Source organism: Segatella copri (assembly GCF_019249655.2).
In the GTDB taxonomy this organism is placed as follows: Bacteria; Bacteroidota; Bacteroidia; order Bacteroidales; family Bacteroidaceae; genus Prevotella.
Genome location: NZ_CP137557.1, coordinates 4,189,378 through 4,204,757 on the forward strand (window position 1 = coordinate 4,189,378; position 15,380 = coordinate 4,204,757).

Sequence of the window (15,380 nt, forward strand, 5' to 3'; positions counted from 1 at the left end):
ACTCTCCTTAACGGAAAGTCCTTTTTCTGAGACTGTGACTCGCATGGGGCTCGAACCCATGACCCCAACATTAAAAGTGTTGTGCTCTACCAGCTGAGCTAGCGAGTCAATCTCCAACCTTTGATTTCAAAAGCGAGTGCAAAGGTACGACTATTTTTTGGAATAACCAAATATTTAGCCGTTTTTTTGCTTATTTTCTTCAATTTTATCTGGAATCAGCGGTTTTTCAGCCACTTCTTCCTCATATTGCGGCTTTTCTCGCGTTACGTATCGCTGCCAGTAGGCAATGAGAAGCGTGGTGAGTGGAAGTGCTACAATCAGACCGATGAAGCCCAATAAGGCACCCCAAACGGAAAGACTCAAGAGCAGGATGGCTGGGTTCAACCCCATCGCCTTGCCCATAATCTTAGGCGTTACCACCATATCTGTGATTACCTGAACCACACAGAATACCAGGAATGCCAATCCGAAGACTACCCAGAAGTTCTGTCCTGTATCCGCCGCCTTCAGCATGGCGAGGAACGCCGTAGGGATGAGGGCGAAGGTATGAAGATAAGGTACCAGATTCATGATGCCTATCAGAATGCCCAAACCTATCGCCATCGGGAAACCGATGATGGTGAAACCGATGCAGAACATGATGCCCATGCAGAGCGACACCATGCCCTGACCTCGGATATAGTTGTTCAGCTCCCTTTCCACATCTTTCATCAGTGCATGCCAGAACGGGCGGTTCTTCTTCGGGAAGATGCGCACCCAGTTGGCTGTCAGCGTCTCGTAATCGAGCAGGATGAAGAACATATATAATAAGGTAATCATCGAGGCAACGATACTCATGATAATGGTAGCCGTCTGACTCACCACCGAGAAAACCTTCGGCATCGTGGACTTAAGGGCATCGCTGAAGTCCTTGCTCTTCAGAAAATGCTCTATGGTGGACTGGTTGGCCTGCAGCCACTCCTTGATGAGAGCCGTCAGGTTGTTGGTGTGGGTAGTCTGGTGTACCCATTTGGTCAGGACGATTCCCAGCTTGTCAAACTGGTCAATCATTGGTGGGATAATGAGCCAGATAACTCCGCCCACGATGGCTATTGCAGCACCCATTGCTAGAAGAATGGAAAGGGCACGCACCTTGACATGGAGTTTATTCTCGATGAACTTCACGACGGGGTAGAGCAGGTAAGCGAAAAACCATGCTATAAAGAAAGGAAGCAGTACATCACTCAGATAATTAATAATGTATAGTACCGCTAATACGAGGACGACGATACCCGCCCAACGTATGAACTTATCGAATGTAATCTCCTTGCTCATATCTTCTCACTTCTTATAATTCATTATGGATAGCCTTCTGGTAGCAGTCGCGGCAGAGTGGCTCATATTCGTCCTTCTCGCCGAGAAGCACACGCTTGTCGTTCTTTACCAGTCGATGGCTTACGTATGCCAGGGCACCGCACTTCACGCAGATGGCATGCACCTTGGTCACCTCGTCAGCGATGGCACAGAGAGCCGGAATCGGACCGAAGGGAACTCCCTTGAAATCCATGTCGAGACCCGCCACGATGACGCGTACGCCACGGTTGGCGAGTTCGTTGCAGACCTCCACCAAGCCATTGTCCAGGAACTGGGCTTCGTCGATACCGACCACGTCGATGTCGGAAGCCAACAAGAGTATCGATCCAGAAGATTCAATCGGAGTCGACCGGATGGAGTTCTGGTCGTGGCTCACTACATTGTCTTCGGAGTAACGAGTGTCTATCGCCGGCTTGAAGATTTCCACCTTCTGTTTGGCGAAGCTAGCTCGCTTCATTCTTCGGATTAATTCTTCGGTTTTTCCGGAGAACATCGATCCGCACACCACTTCAATTCTGCCGGGACGGTGTGCCTCCCCATATAGTAATTCTGTCATTTCGGGGGCAAAATTACTAATAAGGTTTTAAAAAATGCAAAGATACGCAGTTTTTTTTTGCTATGAAAGATTAATTAACTACATTTGTACCCACTTATGGGCATATTATATATCGTACCGACTCCAGTGGGCAACATGGAGGACATGACAATGCGAGCCATCAGGGTTCTGAAAGAGGCTGATTTGGTGCTCGCGGAGGACACTCGCACATCGAGCGTCCTGCTCAAGCATTTCGATATCCGAAATCGCTTAGTGGCGCATCATAAGTTTAATGAGCATGGCACGTCGTCGGGCATCGTAGAGCGATTGAAGGCTGGCGAAACCATCGCATTGATCAGTGATGCGGGAACCCCAGGCATCAGCGATCCGGGTTTCTACCTGGCTCGCGAGGCGGCTAAGGCGGGCATCACCGTGCAGACCCTTCCGGGGCCTACGGCATGCATCCCTGCCATCGTGTCGTCGGGATTGCCTTGTGACAGATTCTGCTTCGAGGGATTCATTCCGCAGAAGAAGGGGCGACAGACCTATCTGGAGTCTCTGAAAGATGAGGTGCGCACCATGATTTTCTATGAGTCACCTTATCGGGTGGTGAAAACGCTGCAGCAGTTTGCCGAAGTGTTCGGCGAAGACCGTCAGGTGAGCTGCTGTAGGGAAATCTCGAAGCTGCACGAGGAGAGCGTTCGCGGAACGCTTGCCGAAGTGATTGCGCATTTCGAGGAGACTGAGCCTAGGGGCGAGTTCGTTATCGTCCTGGCTGGCAAGGACCCGAAGCAACTGAAAGAAGAATTGAAAGAAAAGCGACGCGAAGAAAGAAAAAACAGAAAAAACAGAGAAGAATAAAATTTTCTGCTCTTTTCTTCGTTATGTTATTATTAATCATAAATTAATAAAAGGTAAAGATTATGAAAAAGCTATTAATGATGGCATGCCTCGCAGCCTTGGTATTAACTGGTTGTAAGGATGGTAAGACTACCGCAGGTATTGGTGCTGCTCAGAATGATTCTCTCAACAGTATCATTGCTCAGAAAGACAGCGAGTTGAACGACTTGATGGGTACTATCAACGAGATTGAGGATGGTCTCAATCAGATTAATGAGGCCGAGAATCGCGTTACCCTTCTGAAGAATGGTGAGGGCGCTAGCAAAAAGCAGAAGCTCACGGAGGATGTACAGTTCATCGCTACACGCATGAAGCAGAACAAGGAGCTGATTGCCAAGTTGCAGAAGCAGATGGCTAACAGCTCTATCAAGTCGGAGCAGCTCCAGAAGACTATCGCCAACCTCACTAAGCAGTTGGAGGAGAAGGAGAAGCAGCTTCAGGCTCTCCGTGAGGAATTGGACAGCAAGGATATCCACATCGCTGCGCTCGATGAGACTATCAATAACCTGAACACCAAGTCAAATCGCCTGGCTAGCGAAAGCAGCAAGAAGAGCGAGGTGATCAATGCTCAGGACAAGCAGATCAACACTGCATGGTATGTATTCGGCACCAAGAAGGAGTTGAAAAACCAGCATATCCTGGAGGATAACAAGGTGATGACCGGTAATTTCAACAAGAATTACTTCACCAAGATAGATATACGCGACCTCTCTGAGATCAAGCTCTACTCTAAGAATGTCAAGGTGCTCACCACTCATCCATCAAGCACCTATACATTGGTTCGTGATGCTAACAAGCAGTATACTCTTCGCATCACCAACCCTCAGATCTTCTGGAGCACCAGCAAGTATCTTGTTGTACTCGTGAAGTAGTGAACTCTTTTGAAGAGATGAATGAACTCTTTTAAAGAAATGAATTATCTCTTTCTCTGAAAGAAATCCTGCATGAGTGCGCGGCACTCATCTTCCAATACGCCCGATGTAACTGTTGTCTTAGGATGCAGTGCATCGGGCGCATATTTTGTATACCCCCGCTTCTCGTCGCTGGCACCATAAACTACCCGGCTTATCTGTGCCCATCCCAAGGCTCCGGCACACATCACGCAAGGTTCCACGGTGACATAGAGCGTGCAATCCTTCAGGTACTTTCCGCCCAGCATATTGGCACCCGAGGTAATGGCCTGCATTTCGGCGTGGGCGGTTACGTCGGTGAGCATCTCCGTGAGGTTGTGGGCACGCGAGATAATCCTGTCCTTACATACGATGACGGCTCCCACGGGAATCTCGTCTTCATCGAATGCGGCCTGTGCCTCCATCAGGGCACGGCGCATAAATTCTTCGTCTTTCTTCTGATTGTCTACCATATTTCTATTCTTTATGATTTCTCTTTTCCTTTTTTGTGCAAAAATACATAAAAAACTTTGATGGGTGAAAGAAAAGTGTTATTTTTGCATGGTAATAGTGCCTTTTGGGCGGAAAATGATTCCGACAGGGGCTAAACTTAAGATAATAACCGATGGCAGAGCATAATGAATTGGGAAAATGGGGAGAAGATGAAGCGGCGCTTTATCTGGAAGACCAGGGCTATGTGATTATCGCCCGTGACTGGAAGATAGGGCGGCGTGACCTCGACATTCTTGCCTATACTCCCGATGGCAACACGCTGGTGGTTGTAGAGGTGAAGACCCGCACCGGTGAGGAATACCAGCAGCCCGAAGAGGCAGTTACCCGGGGCAAGATGAGGAATCTTGCCATAGCTGCCAATGCTTATGTCAAGGAATGCCAGGTGGACAAAGAGCTGCGCTTTGATGTCATCTCCATCGTGGGATGCGCTCATCAGGTGAAGAGTCTCCAGCATCTGAAGGATGCCTTCAATCCCATGCTGATACTTTAACTCCGATGCTGATACTTTACTCCGTTCTGCCGGCAAGTACCTATTATTATTTATTAATGTGAAAATGGAAACAAAGATGATACGAATGCAGGAAGCGGATTCCACGAATACCTTCCTGAAGGGAATGAAAAGCTGCGAGGATGATACGATTGTCGTTGCAGTGGCCGATTATCAGACGGCTGGTAGGGGACAGGGAACTCATACCTGGGAGAGTGAACCGGGCAAGAACCTCCTGTTCAGTTTGCTGACATGTCCAACGTGGGTACCCGTGCGCCAGCAGTTCCTGCTTTCAGAGGCGGGAGCCCTAGCCGTGAAGGATGCGCTGGATACCTATACTGACGGCATCACGCTGAAATGGCCTAACGATGTGTATTGGAACGACAGGAAAATCAGTGGTACGCTGATAGAGACCTCCATCGACTCCAAGGGCGTCAAGCGCTGCATCTTCGGCATCGGAGTCAACATCAACCAGATGGAGTTCCATAGCGATGCGCCTAATCCGGTATCCTTGGCTCAGATCCTGGGTCATGAGGTGGATAGGGATGAAGTGCTCCAGAAGATTATCGAGGCATTCAAGAAGTATTATGAACTGCTTCGTCGTGCCGACTACATGGATGTATCGGGCATCTACCATCTCTCACTCTATCGCCGCAAGGGCTTTCATCGCTATGAAGATGCCGATGGAGAGTTCGAGGGTGCCTTCGTAGAGGTGGAAGATGATGGCCATCTGATACTTCACGACAAGAAGGGAATGATTCGTTCGTATGCAGTTGGCGAAATTAGATTTTTAGTTAATAGTTAAAAGTTAATAGTTTATAGGGCGTAGCCTCCTATAGTTAAGAGTTAATAGTTAAAAGTTAATAGTTTATAGGGCGTAGCCTCCTGTTAACTATTAACTGTAAATTGTAAATTATAATACGTTATGGCAAAGTTTAAAAGAATTCTTTTGAAGTTGAGCGGTGAGAGCCTGATGGGCAAGCAGAGTTTCGGTATCGATCCTGAGCGCTTGAGTGATTATGCAAAGCAGATTAAGGAAGTTCACGAGATGGGCGTACAGATTGGTATCGTTATCGGCGGTGGCAACATCTTCCGTGGTCTGAGCGGAAGCCAGAAGGGTTTCGACCGTGTGAAGGGCGACCAGATGGGTATGTGTGCCACCGTTATCAACTCCCTCGCCTTGAGCAGCGCACTCGGTGCATTGGGCGTTAAGAACAAGGTGCTCACAGCTATCCGCATGGAACCTATCGGTGAGTTCTACACCAAGTGGAAGGCTATCGAGGCTATGGAGGATGGCTATATCTGCATCTTCTCTGCCGGTACAGGCAGTCCATACTTCACCACAGATACTGGTTCTTCGCTCCGTGGCATCGAAATCGAGGCAGACGTGATGCTCAAGGGTACTCGTGTGGATGGTATCTATACAGCCGACCCAGAGAAGGATCCTACTGCTACCAAGTTCAGCGACATCACTTACGATGAGATTTACACCAAGGGCTTGAAGGTGATGGACCTTACTGCTACTACCATGTGTAAGGAGAACAATCTTCCTATTTACGTATTCAACATGGATATCGTGGGCAACCTGAAGAAGGTGATGGAAGGTGAGGAGATTGGAACCCTTGTTCACAATTAAACAATTAATCAGTTCAACTGATAGAATATAAAAAAGAAAGGCTTGCTACCCAACGGGAGCAAGCCTTTTTTGGCTTATTGCCATAAGCCTTATTTATTTCTCTTATACAATAACCAAGAGAGGAGGACATACATCAGGATGATAATCCACCAGCCTTCCAGGAAGCCTCTGATGCCTTCGGTCGCTACCGACAAGGCAAGAACTGCCACAGCAAAACCTACGAAACCATACTTCACCTCGTTGCCCTTAAACGACCACTGCTTGAACTTCAGCGCAAACAGCGGCAATTCGCATACCAGCAGGAAACTGGTGGCGAGAATCATTGCCAGGATGAAGAATACCGACCAGCTCTGGCTGGTAATCCAGCTAGGACTGCTCACTACCAGCGAACCCCAGAACAGGGCGTTGGCAGGCGTAGGCACACCGATGAAAGAGGTGGTCTGACGCTCATCCAGGTTGAACTTTGCCAATCTCAGTGCCGAGAAAGCGGCGATGATGAAGGCTGCGTAAGGCAACCATGGGCGCAATGGCTCCAGAAACTCAGGATACTCCATGACGAAGAGCTGAGAGAATACGATGGTGGCTGGAGCTACACCAAAGGTAACATCGTCGGCAAGCGAGTCGAGCTCCTTGCCTATAGGCGATGAAACATGCAGCAAGCGAGCGCTCATGCCATCGAAAAAGTCGAAAACTGCTCCGATGATAATCCACAACAAAGCCATTTCGGGATTACCGCCGAAGGCGAACGATGTAGCGATGCAGCCAGAGATGAGGTTGCAGCATGTAATCGTGTTTGGAATATGCTTCTTAATACTCATTTTTTTATTTCAATTTTGCTATAATTGTCTGGTCACCTGTGGTAGCCTGTCCCATCTTGACGCATACTTCCGTGCCGATAGGCAGATACACGTCTACACGAGAACCCAGCTTGATGAAGCCCAGATGCTCGTCGATGTAGCACTCCTCGCCCTCCTTGGCGTAGGTAACGATGCGTCGGGCTACTGCACCAGCAATCTGACGGCACAATACATCCACACCTTCAGGGGTCGTGATCATGATGTCGGCATGCTCATTCTCCTCGCTGGCCTTTGGCAGCCAAGCCTTCATGTACTTACCGTTCTCGTGCTTCACGAACTTCACCTTTCCATCCACCGGGAACCAGTTGGCATGAACATTCCAGAGGCTCATGAAGATGGAAATCATCAGGCGCCTGTCGTTGAAGTAAGGCGCATTGTCTACTTCTTCTATTACCACAATCTTACCGTCTGCAGGAGCCACAACGAGCTTCTCGGTATCCTCTACGTTCAGGTAGCGAATAGGGCAGCGGTAGAAATTGAGCACGATGCCATATACCACGCCGAAGACAACAAGGAATGCCCAGAAGGGAATCTTGCTGTCGAAGGCATACCATAAAATGGCTGCGATGGCTACTAATGCTATACCGCCGTACACCAGCTGACCGGTGCCCTCGCGGTGCAATCTTATCTTTTTAAATTTCTTAATTTTCTGTCCCATGAGATAGGTTTATGTTTATATCGGTGCAAAGGTACGGCATTTTTATCACTTTTGCAAATTTTTCTCTCATTTCTTTTGGCAATATCAACTTTTAGCAGTAACTTTGTTGTCAAAATAGGAATTTTAAGGCAGAAAATGGAAGATTTTATACATTTACACGTCCATACACAGTATTCCATCCTCGATGGTCAATCCAAGATTCCGCATCTTGTAGACAAGGCTATCAAGGATGGAATGAAGGGTATGGCTGTAACCGATCATGGTGTGATGTTCGGCATCAAGGAACTCGTTGACTATTGTGGAAAAGTCAACAAAGACCGAAAGAAGGAAGGGCTGGAACCCTTCAAGCCTATCATCGGTTGTGAGATGTATGTGGCTAGAAGAACCAAGGGCGACCGCGAGAAGGACAAGGGTGATATGAGTGGTTACCACCTCATCGTGCTAGCCAAAAACTATAACGGATACAAGAACCTCATCAAGCTGGTGAGTAATTCGTGGGTGGATGGTTACTACATGCGCCCTCGAACCGACCGTGCCGACCTGGAAAAGTATCATGAGGACCTGATTATCTGCTCGGCTTGTATTGCCGGCGAGGTGCCAGCCAAGATTCTGAAGGGTGACATCGCCGGGGCACGTGAAGCCTGCGAATGGTATCACAATCTCTTTGGAGATGACTATTACCTGGAGCTGCAGCGCCATAAGGTGCCTGATGACCCAAGTCTGCTTGCCAACCGTGAGGCTTACGAATTGCAGCAGAAGGCGAACAAGGTGCTCATCGAACTCTCTAAGGAATATGGCATCAAGCTCGTCTGCACCAACGACTGCCACTTTGAGGATAAGGAGACTGCCGAGGCGCACGACCACCTGCTCTGCATTGCCACCGGCAAGGACCTGGACGATCCTAACCGTATGCGCTATTCCAAGCAGGAGTGGTTCAAGACCCGTCAGGAAATGAACGATGTGTTCTCTGATATCCCCGAGGCATTGTCTAATACCCTCGAAGTATTAGATAAGGTAGAAATCTATAGCATCGACCATGGACCTATCATGCCGTTCTTCCCCATTCCTGAAAGCTTCGGCACGGAGGAACAGTTGCGCCAGCGGGTGTCGGAGCAGGACCTCTACAAGGAGTTTACCAGTGATGAGAACGGAGAGAATCAGCTGTCACCCGAGGAAGGACAGAAGGTAATCGACCGATTGGGCGGTTACGACAAGATATACCGAATCAAGTTTGAGGCAGAATATCTGCGCCATCTTGCCTACGAGGGAGCCAAAAAACTCTATGGCGACCCGCTGCCGGCAAACGTGGATGAGCACGTCAACTTCGAGCTCCATGTCATGAAGACCATGGGTTTCCCAGGCTACTTCCTCATCGTGTCAGACTTCATCAAGGCGGCTCGCGAAGAACTGGGCGTGATGGTAGGACCGGGACGTGGTTCTGCGGCAGGTTCTGTAGTGGCATACTGTCTGGGTATTACCAAGATAGACCCGCTGAAGTATGACCTGCTGTTTGAGCGTTTCCTGAACCCAGACCGTGTGAACCTTCCGGATATTGATACCGACTTCGATGATGATGGTCGAGGTAAGGTGTTGAGATGGGTGATGGATAAGTATGGTCACGAGAACTGTGCCCATATCATTACATACGGTTCGATGGCCACTAAGAACTCCATCAAGGACGTAGCCCGCGTGGAGAAGTTGCCATTGGACAAGGCGAATGCACTGTGCAAGGCGATACCCGACAGATTGCCTGATGGTGCGAAGATGAATCTTCCCAATGCCATCAAGTATACGCCAGAGTTGAAGGAGGCTGAGTACTCCAGCGACCCTCGTGAGAGCAATACCATCAAATATGCCAAGATGCTGGAAGGAACCATCCGAGGCACGGGTATCCATGCCTGCGGATTCATCATCTGTAGAGACCCTATCAGCAGCTGGGTACCTGTATCCACTGCCGATGACCCTGATTTCCCTGGATTGAAGACGGCGGTGACGCAATACGATGGTCACGTGATTGAATCCACGGGACTCATCAAGATGGACTTCCTGGGCTTGAAGACCCTCTCGGAGATGAAGGAGGCATGCAAGGTTATCAAGCAGACCACGGGCGACATCGTTGACCTGGATACCATTCCTATCGACGATGAACTCACCTATCAGCTCTATCAGAAGGGACAGACCATCGGTACCTTCCAGTTTGAGTCGCCAGGTATGCAGAAGTATCTCCGCGAACTGAAGCCTACCGTGTTCGAAGACCTCATCGCCATGAATGCCCTCTATCGTCCGGGACCTATGGATTACATCCCTTCCTTCATCGCCCGCAAGAACGGTCAGGAACCTATCCAGTATGATATCCCGTGCATGGAGAAGTATCTGAAGGATACCTACGGCATCACGGTATATCAGGAGCAGGTGATGCTCCTTTCCCGACAGTTGGCTAACTTCACCCGAGGTGAGTCGGATGCCCTGCGTAAGGCGATGGGTAAGAAGAAGAAGGCCATTGTAGATGCGATGAAGCCTAAGTTCATCAAGCAGGGAACGGAGAACGGGCACGACCCAGCCGTGCTGGAGAAGATTTGGGGCGACTGGGAGAAGTTTGCTTCCTACGCCTTCAACAAGTCCCACGCCACCTGCTATTCGTGGGTAGCCTATCAGACAGCCTATCTCAAGGCACACTATCCTGCCGAGTATATGGCGGCGTTGATGACCCGACGCTTTGCACAGATTGTGGAAATCACCAAGCTGATGGAGGAGTGCCAGTCGATGGGCATCAAGACCTTGGGTCCTGATGTGAACGAGAGTTACCGTGCCTTCGGTGTGAACGAGCATGGCGAAATCCGTTTCGGTCTTTCTGCCATCAAGGGTATGGGAGCACCTGCTGCCGATGCCATCGTTGCTGAGCGCCTGAAGAACGGACCTTATAAGACAATCTTCGATTTTGCCGAGCGAGTGGATTTCTCCTGTGTCAACCGCAAGGCATTCGAGACCTTGGCATTGAGTGGCGGCTTCGACAGTTTCGGCATCCGACGCGAGCAGTTCTTCGGCAAGAACAGCAAGGGCGATACCTTCCTCGATACGCTGGTGCGCTATGGTCAGCTTTATCAGCAGGAGCAGCGCGAGGCAGCCACCTCACTCTTTGGAGGTACGGAAGCCGTGGAGATTGCTACTCCGCCTATTCCTGAGGCTGAATCCTGGAGCACCATCGAAAGATTGAACAAGGAGCGTGAGCTGGTGGGCATCTATCTCTCGGCGCATCCTCTCGACGAATATGAGATTATCCTTCATAACATGTGCAACACCCATTGCAGTGAGTTGAGGGATAAGGTAGCACTCTCCAAGAAGGAAGATGTGGTATTCGGCGGCATCATCACCGAGGTGAAGTCGAAGTTCACCAAGACGGGCAAGCCATGCGGTTTCGTTACCATCGAGGATTTCGAGGGTTCGGGCGAACTGGCGCTCTTCGGTGAGGACTGGGGTGCATGGCGAGGCATCATGATGGAAGGAAGTACCATCTACTGCACGGCAAAATGCGTGGCACGCTATGGCAACAGCAACTATCTGGACTTCAAGCTGAGCACCGTGGAGTATCTGCAGACCGTGAAGGAGAATCGCCTGGAGCGTTTTACCATTGTTGTGGATAGCACCGAGGTGAACGATGCCTTTGTGAACGACTTGAAGTCGGTGATAGAGAATGATGAAGGCAAGGCGCAGCTCTTCCTGCAGATTCATGACCCCGAAAGCAATACCAATATCCTGATGCGTGCCCAGGAGCGGACCGTGGGTGTGAGCAGAGAACTTATTCAGTTTGTCAACGACCATCCGAAAATGAGTTATCAAATCAATTAATATTAATATATAAATAAGGTGTAAAAAATGGAAGTAACAATTACAACCGAGAATTTCGAGAGTTACAAGAATGGCGAATTGCCATTGGTAGTAGATTTGTGGGCTACCTGGTGTGGTCCATGTCGCCAGATTGCTCCTATCGTGTCTGAGTTGGCAGAGGAGTTTGATGGCAAGTTGGTAGTAGGTAAGTGTGATGTAGAGGAGAACGACGACATCGCTATGGAGTTTGGCGTTCGCAACATCCCTACCATCCTGTTCTTCAAGGGTGGTCAGTTGGTTGACAAGTTTGTTGGTGCAGCTAACAAGTCAACTCTCAAGGAGAAGTTTGAGTCTCTTTTGTAAGACATGCGTCTCTTTTGATAAAATAAGAAAAAAGAGAAATGAAGAATGGGAATCAATCCATTTTCATTTCTCTTTATTATTTCTCTTTTTAGAATTCCACGCTTCTGGAACCATCTTCCTCCACGGTGATTGTAACCTTGGTACAATCTTCAGGCAGCAGGTCTTCTATGAGTTCCGGCCACTCCAGAAAACAGAGGTTGCCGCCATAGAAGTAATCCTCGTACCCCATGTCATACACCTCGTCAATCTTCTTGATGCGGTAGAAATCGAAGTGGTAGATAGGGTCGCCATTGCCAGCAGTATATTCGTTGACAAGCGCGAAGGTAGGCGATGTAATCACGTCTTCCACGCCCAGTTCCTCGCAAATTGCTTTTACAAATGTTGTCTTTCCGGCACCCATCTTGCCATAGAAGGCAAAGACCTTGCCGTCGCCCATGTTCTCAAGGAATTCCTTGGCTGCTACATGGATGTTGTCTAATGAATCAATCTTAATCTTCATTGTATATTAATTTATATTTTTATCTTTTTCTTGCTGTTAATGTGATGAGCGGAATGAGCATTTCCTCCATCGAGATGCCACCATGCTGGAAGGTATCCTTGTAGTAGGATACGTAATAGTTGTAATTGTTCGGATAGGCGAAGAAGGCATCACTGTAGGCGAATACATACGCAGTGCTCAAATTTGGCGCAGGCAACTGTGCCTTGTGCGGCTCCTTGATGGTAAACACCTCCTTGGCATTGTAAGCCAGGTTCTTGCCCAGTTTATAGCGCAGGTTGGTATTCGTGTTGCGGTCGCCGATAATCTTGATAGGCTTCGAGGCACGGATACTGCCGTGGTCGGTGGTGATAACCACCTTGAAGTCGCTCTGCGCCAGTCGCTTGAACAGCTCGGCTAGCACCGAGTGGCGCAGCCAGCTCTGCGTAATACTGCGGTAGGCACTCTCGTTGTTGGCAAGTTCACGCACCATCTTCGATTCTGTTCGGGCATGCGAGAGCATGTCGATGAAGTTGATTACGAGCACGTTCAGGTCGTTGTCCTTGCATTCGTTGTAACGCTCCATAAACTTGTCGGCACCCACTGAGTCGTTCACCTTGTGATAGCTGAAACTGTATTTCTTTCTGAACCTGTCTATCTGGGTTTGAATCAGCGGCTTCTCGTTTAGGTTCTTGCCTTCCTCCTCGTCCTCATCCACCCAGAGCTCCGGAAACATTTCCGCTATCTTGTTCGGCATCAGTCCACTGAAGATGGCGTTTCGGGCATATTGCGTAGCGGTAGGCAGGATGCTCATATACATATCCTCCTCAATCTCGAAACTGTCGCCGATGTCCTTGGCGAGCATCTTCCACTGGTCGTAGCGGAAGTTGTCGATGACGATGAGGAACACCTTTTCTCCCTTGTCGAGCATCGGGAAGATCTTGGTCTTGAAGATGTCAGGACTCATCACCGGTCTGTCATCCACGGGCTTGCTCATATTCTTCGGGTCTACCCAGTTCAGATAGTTCTTGGCTATGTATTTGGCAAAGCCTATGTTGGCCTCCTCCTTCTGCATAGAGAGCATCTCGGTCATGCTGCTGTCGGTATCGCTCAGTTCCAGTTCCCATTTCACCAGTCTCTTGTATACCTCCATCCAGTCCTGGCAGTTGCGGCAATCCATCATCTGCATGGCTATCTGCTGATAGACCTGCTGGTATCCGCTCTGCGTTACCTCGGTCACGATGTCCTTGCGGTGGATATTCTTCTTGAGCGACAGTAATATCTGGCTGGGGTTGACGGGCTTGATCAGATAGTCGGCTATCTTGGACCCGATGGCTTGGTCCATGATGTTCTCCTCCTCGCTTTTGGTGCACATCACTACGGGAGTGGCAGGCTGAATGTCCTTGATCTGCTGCAAGGTCTCCAGTCCGCTCAATCCGGGCATCATCTCGTCGAGTAGGATGAGGTCGAAGGTCTGCTGTCTGCATTGGTCGATGGCATCTGCACCGTTGCTCACGGTAACCACCTCGTACCCCTTTTTCTCCAGGAAAATGATGTGAGCCTTGAGAAGTTCAATCTCATCATCCACCCATAATAATAATCCGTTGCTCATACTTTTTTCTCCTTATATTTTTTCGGGGTGCTAAATTACAAAGAATTCCTGAATGCAGGAAGAATCTTGTCGTAAAGAATGTTAAGTGTTTTTTGTTTTTAGGTTCAGGGCTTGATAACGTAAGTATTTTTAAGGAATCTTTGCCTTCGGATATACTATAAAGGCTCGGAATCCGTTATTATGATTCAGTGGGTGATTCGAAACGATACCCTGTATGATTGATAAATCCTGTATGATTAATTAAAGAAGAATAAGAAGATTATAAGATAGCAATGCTCAAGATTGTAATGATTATGCTGTGCGGAATAGGTACGGGGTATCTGCTTCGCAACAAGAAAATGAGTTTCATAGGCCGTATCATCACGGCGCTTATCTGGGTGCTCCTGTTTCTGCTCGGTATCGAGGTGGGAGCGAATCCCCGTATCATCAACGGACTTCAGACCTTGGGACTGGAGGCTGTCATCCTGACGCTGGGCGGCAGTGCCGGAAGTGTGCTCTTTGCCTGGGCTTTGTGGAGATACGTGAGTGCCAAGCAGGCGAAGGCAGACTCGCAGGTTGTTTCGCAGAAAGGAGGCGAGGGATGAAGGGTAGCTTGATTATCGTGGGCTTCTTTGTGCTGGGCATCATCGTGGGGGCTTGCGATGTGGTTCCAGCCGGGTTGCTGGATGGCGACGTGAGCTATGATGCGCTTTGCTGCCTGATGTTCTGTGTGGGAATCAGCATCGGATGTGATACTTCGGTGTTGAAGAGTTTCAGGAAGGTGAATCCCCGATTGATGATGTTGCCGGTGATGACAATCCTGGGCACCCTTGCCGGATGCGCTGCAGCTTCTCTGCTGTTGGGTCATCGCCAGCTGACGGACTGTCTGGCGATAGGTTCGGGATTCGGATATTACTCGTTGTCGAGTATCTTCATCACGCAATATCGTGGACCGGAGTTGGGTACGATAGCCTTGCTGGCAAATATCTGCCGAGAGATTCTCACCCTGCTCTGTGCGCCTCTGCTGGTAAAGTATTTCGGCAAGTTGGCACCAATCAGTGTGGGAGGAGCCACGACGATGGATACCACGTTGCCGATTATCACCCGCTGTTCGGGCGAGCGTTTCATCATCGTTTCCATCTTCCATGGTTTCTGCGTAGATTTCTCCGTGCCGTTCCTGGTAACGTTCTTCTGTTCGTTGTGAAATTTGAATTATATACTTACAATACGTCAGTACTATAATAAGTAGAAAAAGAGAGAGGGTGCGTCATGGTTTAAAGACACATCCTCTCTCTTT

Annotated in this window: 16 protein-coding genes and 1 tRNA gene; 9 read left to right on the forward strand and 8 right to left on the reverse strand. The window is 49.1% G+C overall.

Going from position 1 to position 15,380, the window contains the following annotated elements:
- Positions 1-35 precede the first annotated feature (35 nt).
- The 3 genes from KUA49_RS16915 to KUA49_RS16925 form a co-directional block, all read right to left on the reverse strand.
- A tRNA-Lys gene (locus KUA49_RS16915) sits at positions 36-108 on the reverse strand.
- Between the two features lie 66 nt (positions 109-174).
- Complete coding sequence (locus KUA49_RS16920) at positions 175-1,314, reverse strand: AI-2E family transporter (protein ID WP_218411684.1); 1,140 nt, start codon at positions 1,312-1,314, stop codon at positions 175-177.
- A 13-nt stretch (positions 1,315-1,327) separates the two neighbouring features.
- Positions 1,328-1,909: a thymidine kinase gene (locus tag KUA49_RS16925; protein ID WP_203050115.1), complete on the reverse strand. Its 582-nt coding sequence runs from the start codon at positions 1,907-1,909 to the stop codon at positions 1,328-1,330.
- 96 nt (positions 1,910-2,005) lie between these two features.
- Between KUA49_RS16925 and rsmI the strand changes: the two genes are divergently transcribed.
- Together rsmI and KUA49_RS16935 are read left to right on the forward strand one after the other, a co-directional pair.
- The gene (gene rsmI / locus KUA49_RS16930) at positions 2,006-2,749 is read left to right on the forward strand and encodes a 16S rRNA (cytidine(1402)-2'-O)-methyltransferase (protein ID WP_203040925.1); all 744 of its coding nucleotides are present in this window, start codon (positions 2,006-2,008) and stop codon (positions 2,747-2,749) included.
- 62 nt (positions 2,750-2,811) lie between these two features.
- Entirely contained in the window at positions 2,812-3,660 is an 849-nt protein-coding gene (locus tag KUA49_RS16935; RefSeq protein ID WP_218411685.1) for a hypothetical protein, read from the forward strand.
- 44 nt (positions 3,661-3,704) lie between these two features.
- On the opposite strand, the gene KUA49_RS16940 is transcribed toward KUA49_RS16935, so the two are convergent.
- Complete coding sequence (locus tag KUA49_RS16940; RefSeq protein ID WP_218411686.1) at positions 3,705-4,151, reverse strand: nucleoside deaminase; 447 nt, start codon at positions 4,149-4,151, stop codon at positions 3,705-3,707.
- A 152-nt stretch (positions 4,152-4,303) separates the two neighbouring features.
- Between KUA49_RS16940 and KUA49_RS16945 the strand changes: the two genes are divergently transcribed.
- The 3 genes from KUA49_RS16945 to pyrH all read left to right on the forward strand — a co-directional run bounded on the left by KUA49_RS16945 (position 4,304) and on the right by pyrH (position 6,314).
- On the forward strand, positions 4,304-4,681 hold the full coding sequence (locus KUA49_RS16945; protein ID WP_218411687.1) for a YraN family protein: 378 nt from the start codon (positions 4,304-4,306) through the stop codon (positions 4,679-4,681).
- A 64-nt stretch (positions 4,682-4,745) separates the two neighbouring features.
- On the forward strand, positions 4,746-5,483 hold the full coding sequence (locus tag KUA49_RS16950) for a biotin--[acetyl-CoA-carboxylase] ligase (protein WP_218411688.1): 738 nt from the start codon (positions 4,746-4,748) through the stop codon (positions 5,481-5,483).
- A 120-nt stretch (positions 5,484-5,603) separates the two neighbouring features.
- On the forward strand, positions 5,604-6,314 hold the full coding sequence (pyrH, locus tag KUA49_RS16955; protein WP_203040930.1) for a UMP kinase: 711 nt from the start codon (positions 5,604-5,606) through the stop codon (positions 6,312-6,314).
- Positions 6,315-6,403: 89 nt separating this feature from the next.
- Here the strand turns inward: pyrH and pssA are convergent, their stop codons facing one another.
- Both pssA and KUA49_RS16965 read right to left on the reverse strand, forming a co-directional pair.
- Positions 6,404-7,132, reverse strand: a complete 729-nt coding sequence (gene pssA, locus KUA49_RS16960; protein WP_218411689.1) for a CDP-diacylglycerol--serine O-phosphatidyltransferase — start codon at positions 7,130-7,132, stop codon at positions 6,404-6,406.
- A 4-nt stretch (positions 7,133-7,136) separates the two neighbouring features.
- Entirely contained in the window at positions 7,137-7,829 is a 693-nt protein-coding gene (locus KUA49_RS16965; protein ID WP_218411690.1) for a phosphatidylserine decarboxylase family protein, read from the reverse strand.
- Between the two features lie 135 nt (positions 7,830-7,964).
- Between KUA49_RS16965 and dnaE the strand changes: the two genes are divergently transcribed.
- Both dnaE and trxA read left to right on the forward strand, forming a co-directional pair.
- A complete protein-coding gene (gene dnaE / locus KUA49_RS16970; RefSeq protein ID WP_218411691.1) occupies positions 7,965-11,675 on the forward strand; it encodes a DNA polymerase III subunit alpha in 3,711 nt (1,236 codons plus the stop codon).
- Positions 11,676-11,702: 27 nt separating this feature from the next.
- Positions 11,703-12,017: a thioredoxin gene (gene trxA / locus KUA49_RS16975; RefSeq protein WP_203040934.1), complete on the forward strand. Its 315-nt coding sequence runs from the start codon at positions 11,703-11,705 to the stop codon at positions 12,015-12,017.
- Positions 12,018-12,105: 88 nt separating this feature from the next.
- On the opposite strand, the gene tsaE is transcribed toward trxA, so the two are convergent.
- Positions 12,106-12,516, reverse strand: a complete 411-nt coding sequence (tsaE, locus tag KUA49_RS16980; RefSeq protein ID WP_203040935.1) for a tRNA (adenosine(37)-N6)-threonylcarbamoyltransferase complex ATPase subunit type 1 TsaE — start codon at positions 12,514-12,516, stop codon at positions 12,106-12,108.
- A 19-nt stretch (positions 12,517-12,535) separates the two neighbouring features.
- The gene (locus KUA49_RS16985) at positions 12,536-14,104 is read right to left on the reverse strand and encodes a bifunctional response regulator/alkaline phosphatase family protein (protein WP_218411692.1); all 1,569 of its coding nucleotides are present in this window, start codon (positions 14,102-14,104) and stop codon (positions 12,536-12,538) included.
- Positions 14,105-14,376: 272 nt separating this feature from the next.
- Here KUA49_RS16985 and KUA49_RS16990 point away from each other — a divergent pair, with 272 nt between their 5' ends.
- Positions 14,377-14,688: a LysO family transporter gene (locus tag KUA49_RS16990; RefSeq protein ID WP_218411693.1), complete on the forward strand. Its 312-nt coding sequence runs from the start codon at positions 14,377-14,379 to the stop codon at positions 14,686-14,688.
- Entirely contained in the window at positions 14,685-15,287 is a 603-nt protein-coding gene (locus KUA49_RS16995) for a lysine exporter LysO family protein (protein WP_218411694.1), read from the forward strand. Before KUA49_RS16990 ends, KUA49_RS16995 begins: the two co-directional genes overlap by 4 nt.
- Positions 15,288-15,380: the final 93 nt, after the last annotated feature.

Excerpts from the sequence above, each read along its gene's own strand:
- rsmI (WP_203040925.1), top strand. The coding sequence starts at position 2,006 with ATGGGCATATTATATATCGTACCGACTCCAGTGGGCAACATGGAGGAC.
- KUA49_RS16985 (WP_218411692.1), bottom strand. The coding sequence starts at position 14,104 with ATGAGCAACGGATTATTATTATGGGTGGATGATGAGATTGAACTTCTC.
- dnaE (WP_218411691.1), top strand. The coding sequence starts at position 7,965 with ATGGAAGATTTTATACATTTACACGTCCATACACAGTATTCCATCCTC.
- KUA49_RS16990 (WP_218411693.1), top strand. The coding sequence starts at position 14,377 with ATGCTCAAGATTGTAATGATTATGCTGTGCGGAATAGGTACGGGGTAT.
- KUA49_RS16940 (WP_218411686.1), bottom strand. The coding sequence starts at position 4,151 with ATGGTAGACAATCAGAAGAAAGACGAAGAATTTATGCGCCGTGCCCTG.
- pssA (WP_218411689.1), bottom strand. The coding sequence starts at position 7,132 with ATGAGTATTAAGAAGCATATTCCAAACACGATTACATGCTGCAACCTC.
- tsaE (WP_203040935.1), bottom strand. The coding sequence starts at position 12,516 with ATGAAGATTAAGATTGATTCATTAGACAACATCCATGTAGCAGCCAAG.
- trxA (WP_203040934.1), top strand. The coding sequence starts at position 11,703 with ATGGAAGTAACAATTACAACCGAGAATTTCGAGAGTTACAAGAATGGC.
- KUA49_RS16920 (WP_218411684.1), bottom strand. The coding sequence starts at position 1,314 with ATGAGCAAGGAGATTACATTCGATAAGTTCATACGTTGGGCGGGTATC.
- pyrH (WP_203040930.1), top strand. The coding sequence starts at position 5,604 with ATGGCAAAGTTTAAAAGAATTCTTTTGAAGTTGAGCGGTGAGAGCCTG.
- KUA49_RS16950 (WP_218411688.1), top strand. The coding sequence starts at position 4,746 with ATGGAAACAAAGATGATACGAATGCAGGAAGCGGATTCCACGAATACC.
- KUA49_RS16995 (WP_218411694.1), top strand. The coding sequence starts at position 14,685 with ATGAAGGGTAGCTTGATTATCGTGGGCTTCTTTGTGCTGGGCATCATC.
- KUA49_RS16965 (WP_218411690.1), bottom strand. The coding sequence starts at position 7,829 with ATGGGACAGAAAATTAAGAAATTTAAAAAGATAAGATTGCACCGCGAG.
- KUA49_RS16925 (WP_203050115.1), bottom strand. The coding sequence starts at position 1,909 with ATGACAGAATTACTATATGGGGAGGCACACCGTCCCGGCAGAATTGAA.
- KUA49_RS16945 (WP_218411687.1), top strand. The coding sequence starts at position 4,304 with ATGGCAGAGCATAATGAATTGGGAAAATGGGGAGAAGATGAAGCGGCG.
- KUA49_RS16935 (WP_218411685.1), top strand. The coding sequence starts at position 2,812 with ATGAAAAAGCTATTAATGATGGCATGCCTCGCAGCCTTGGTATTAACT.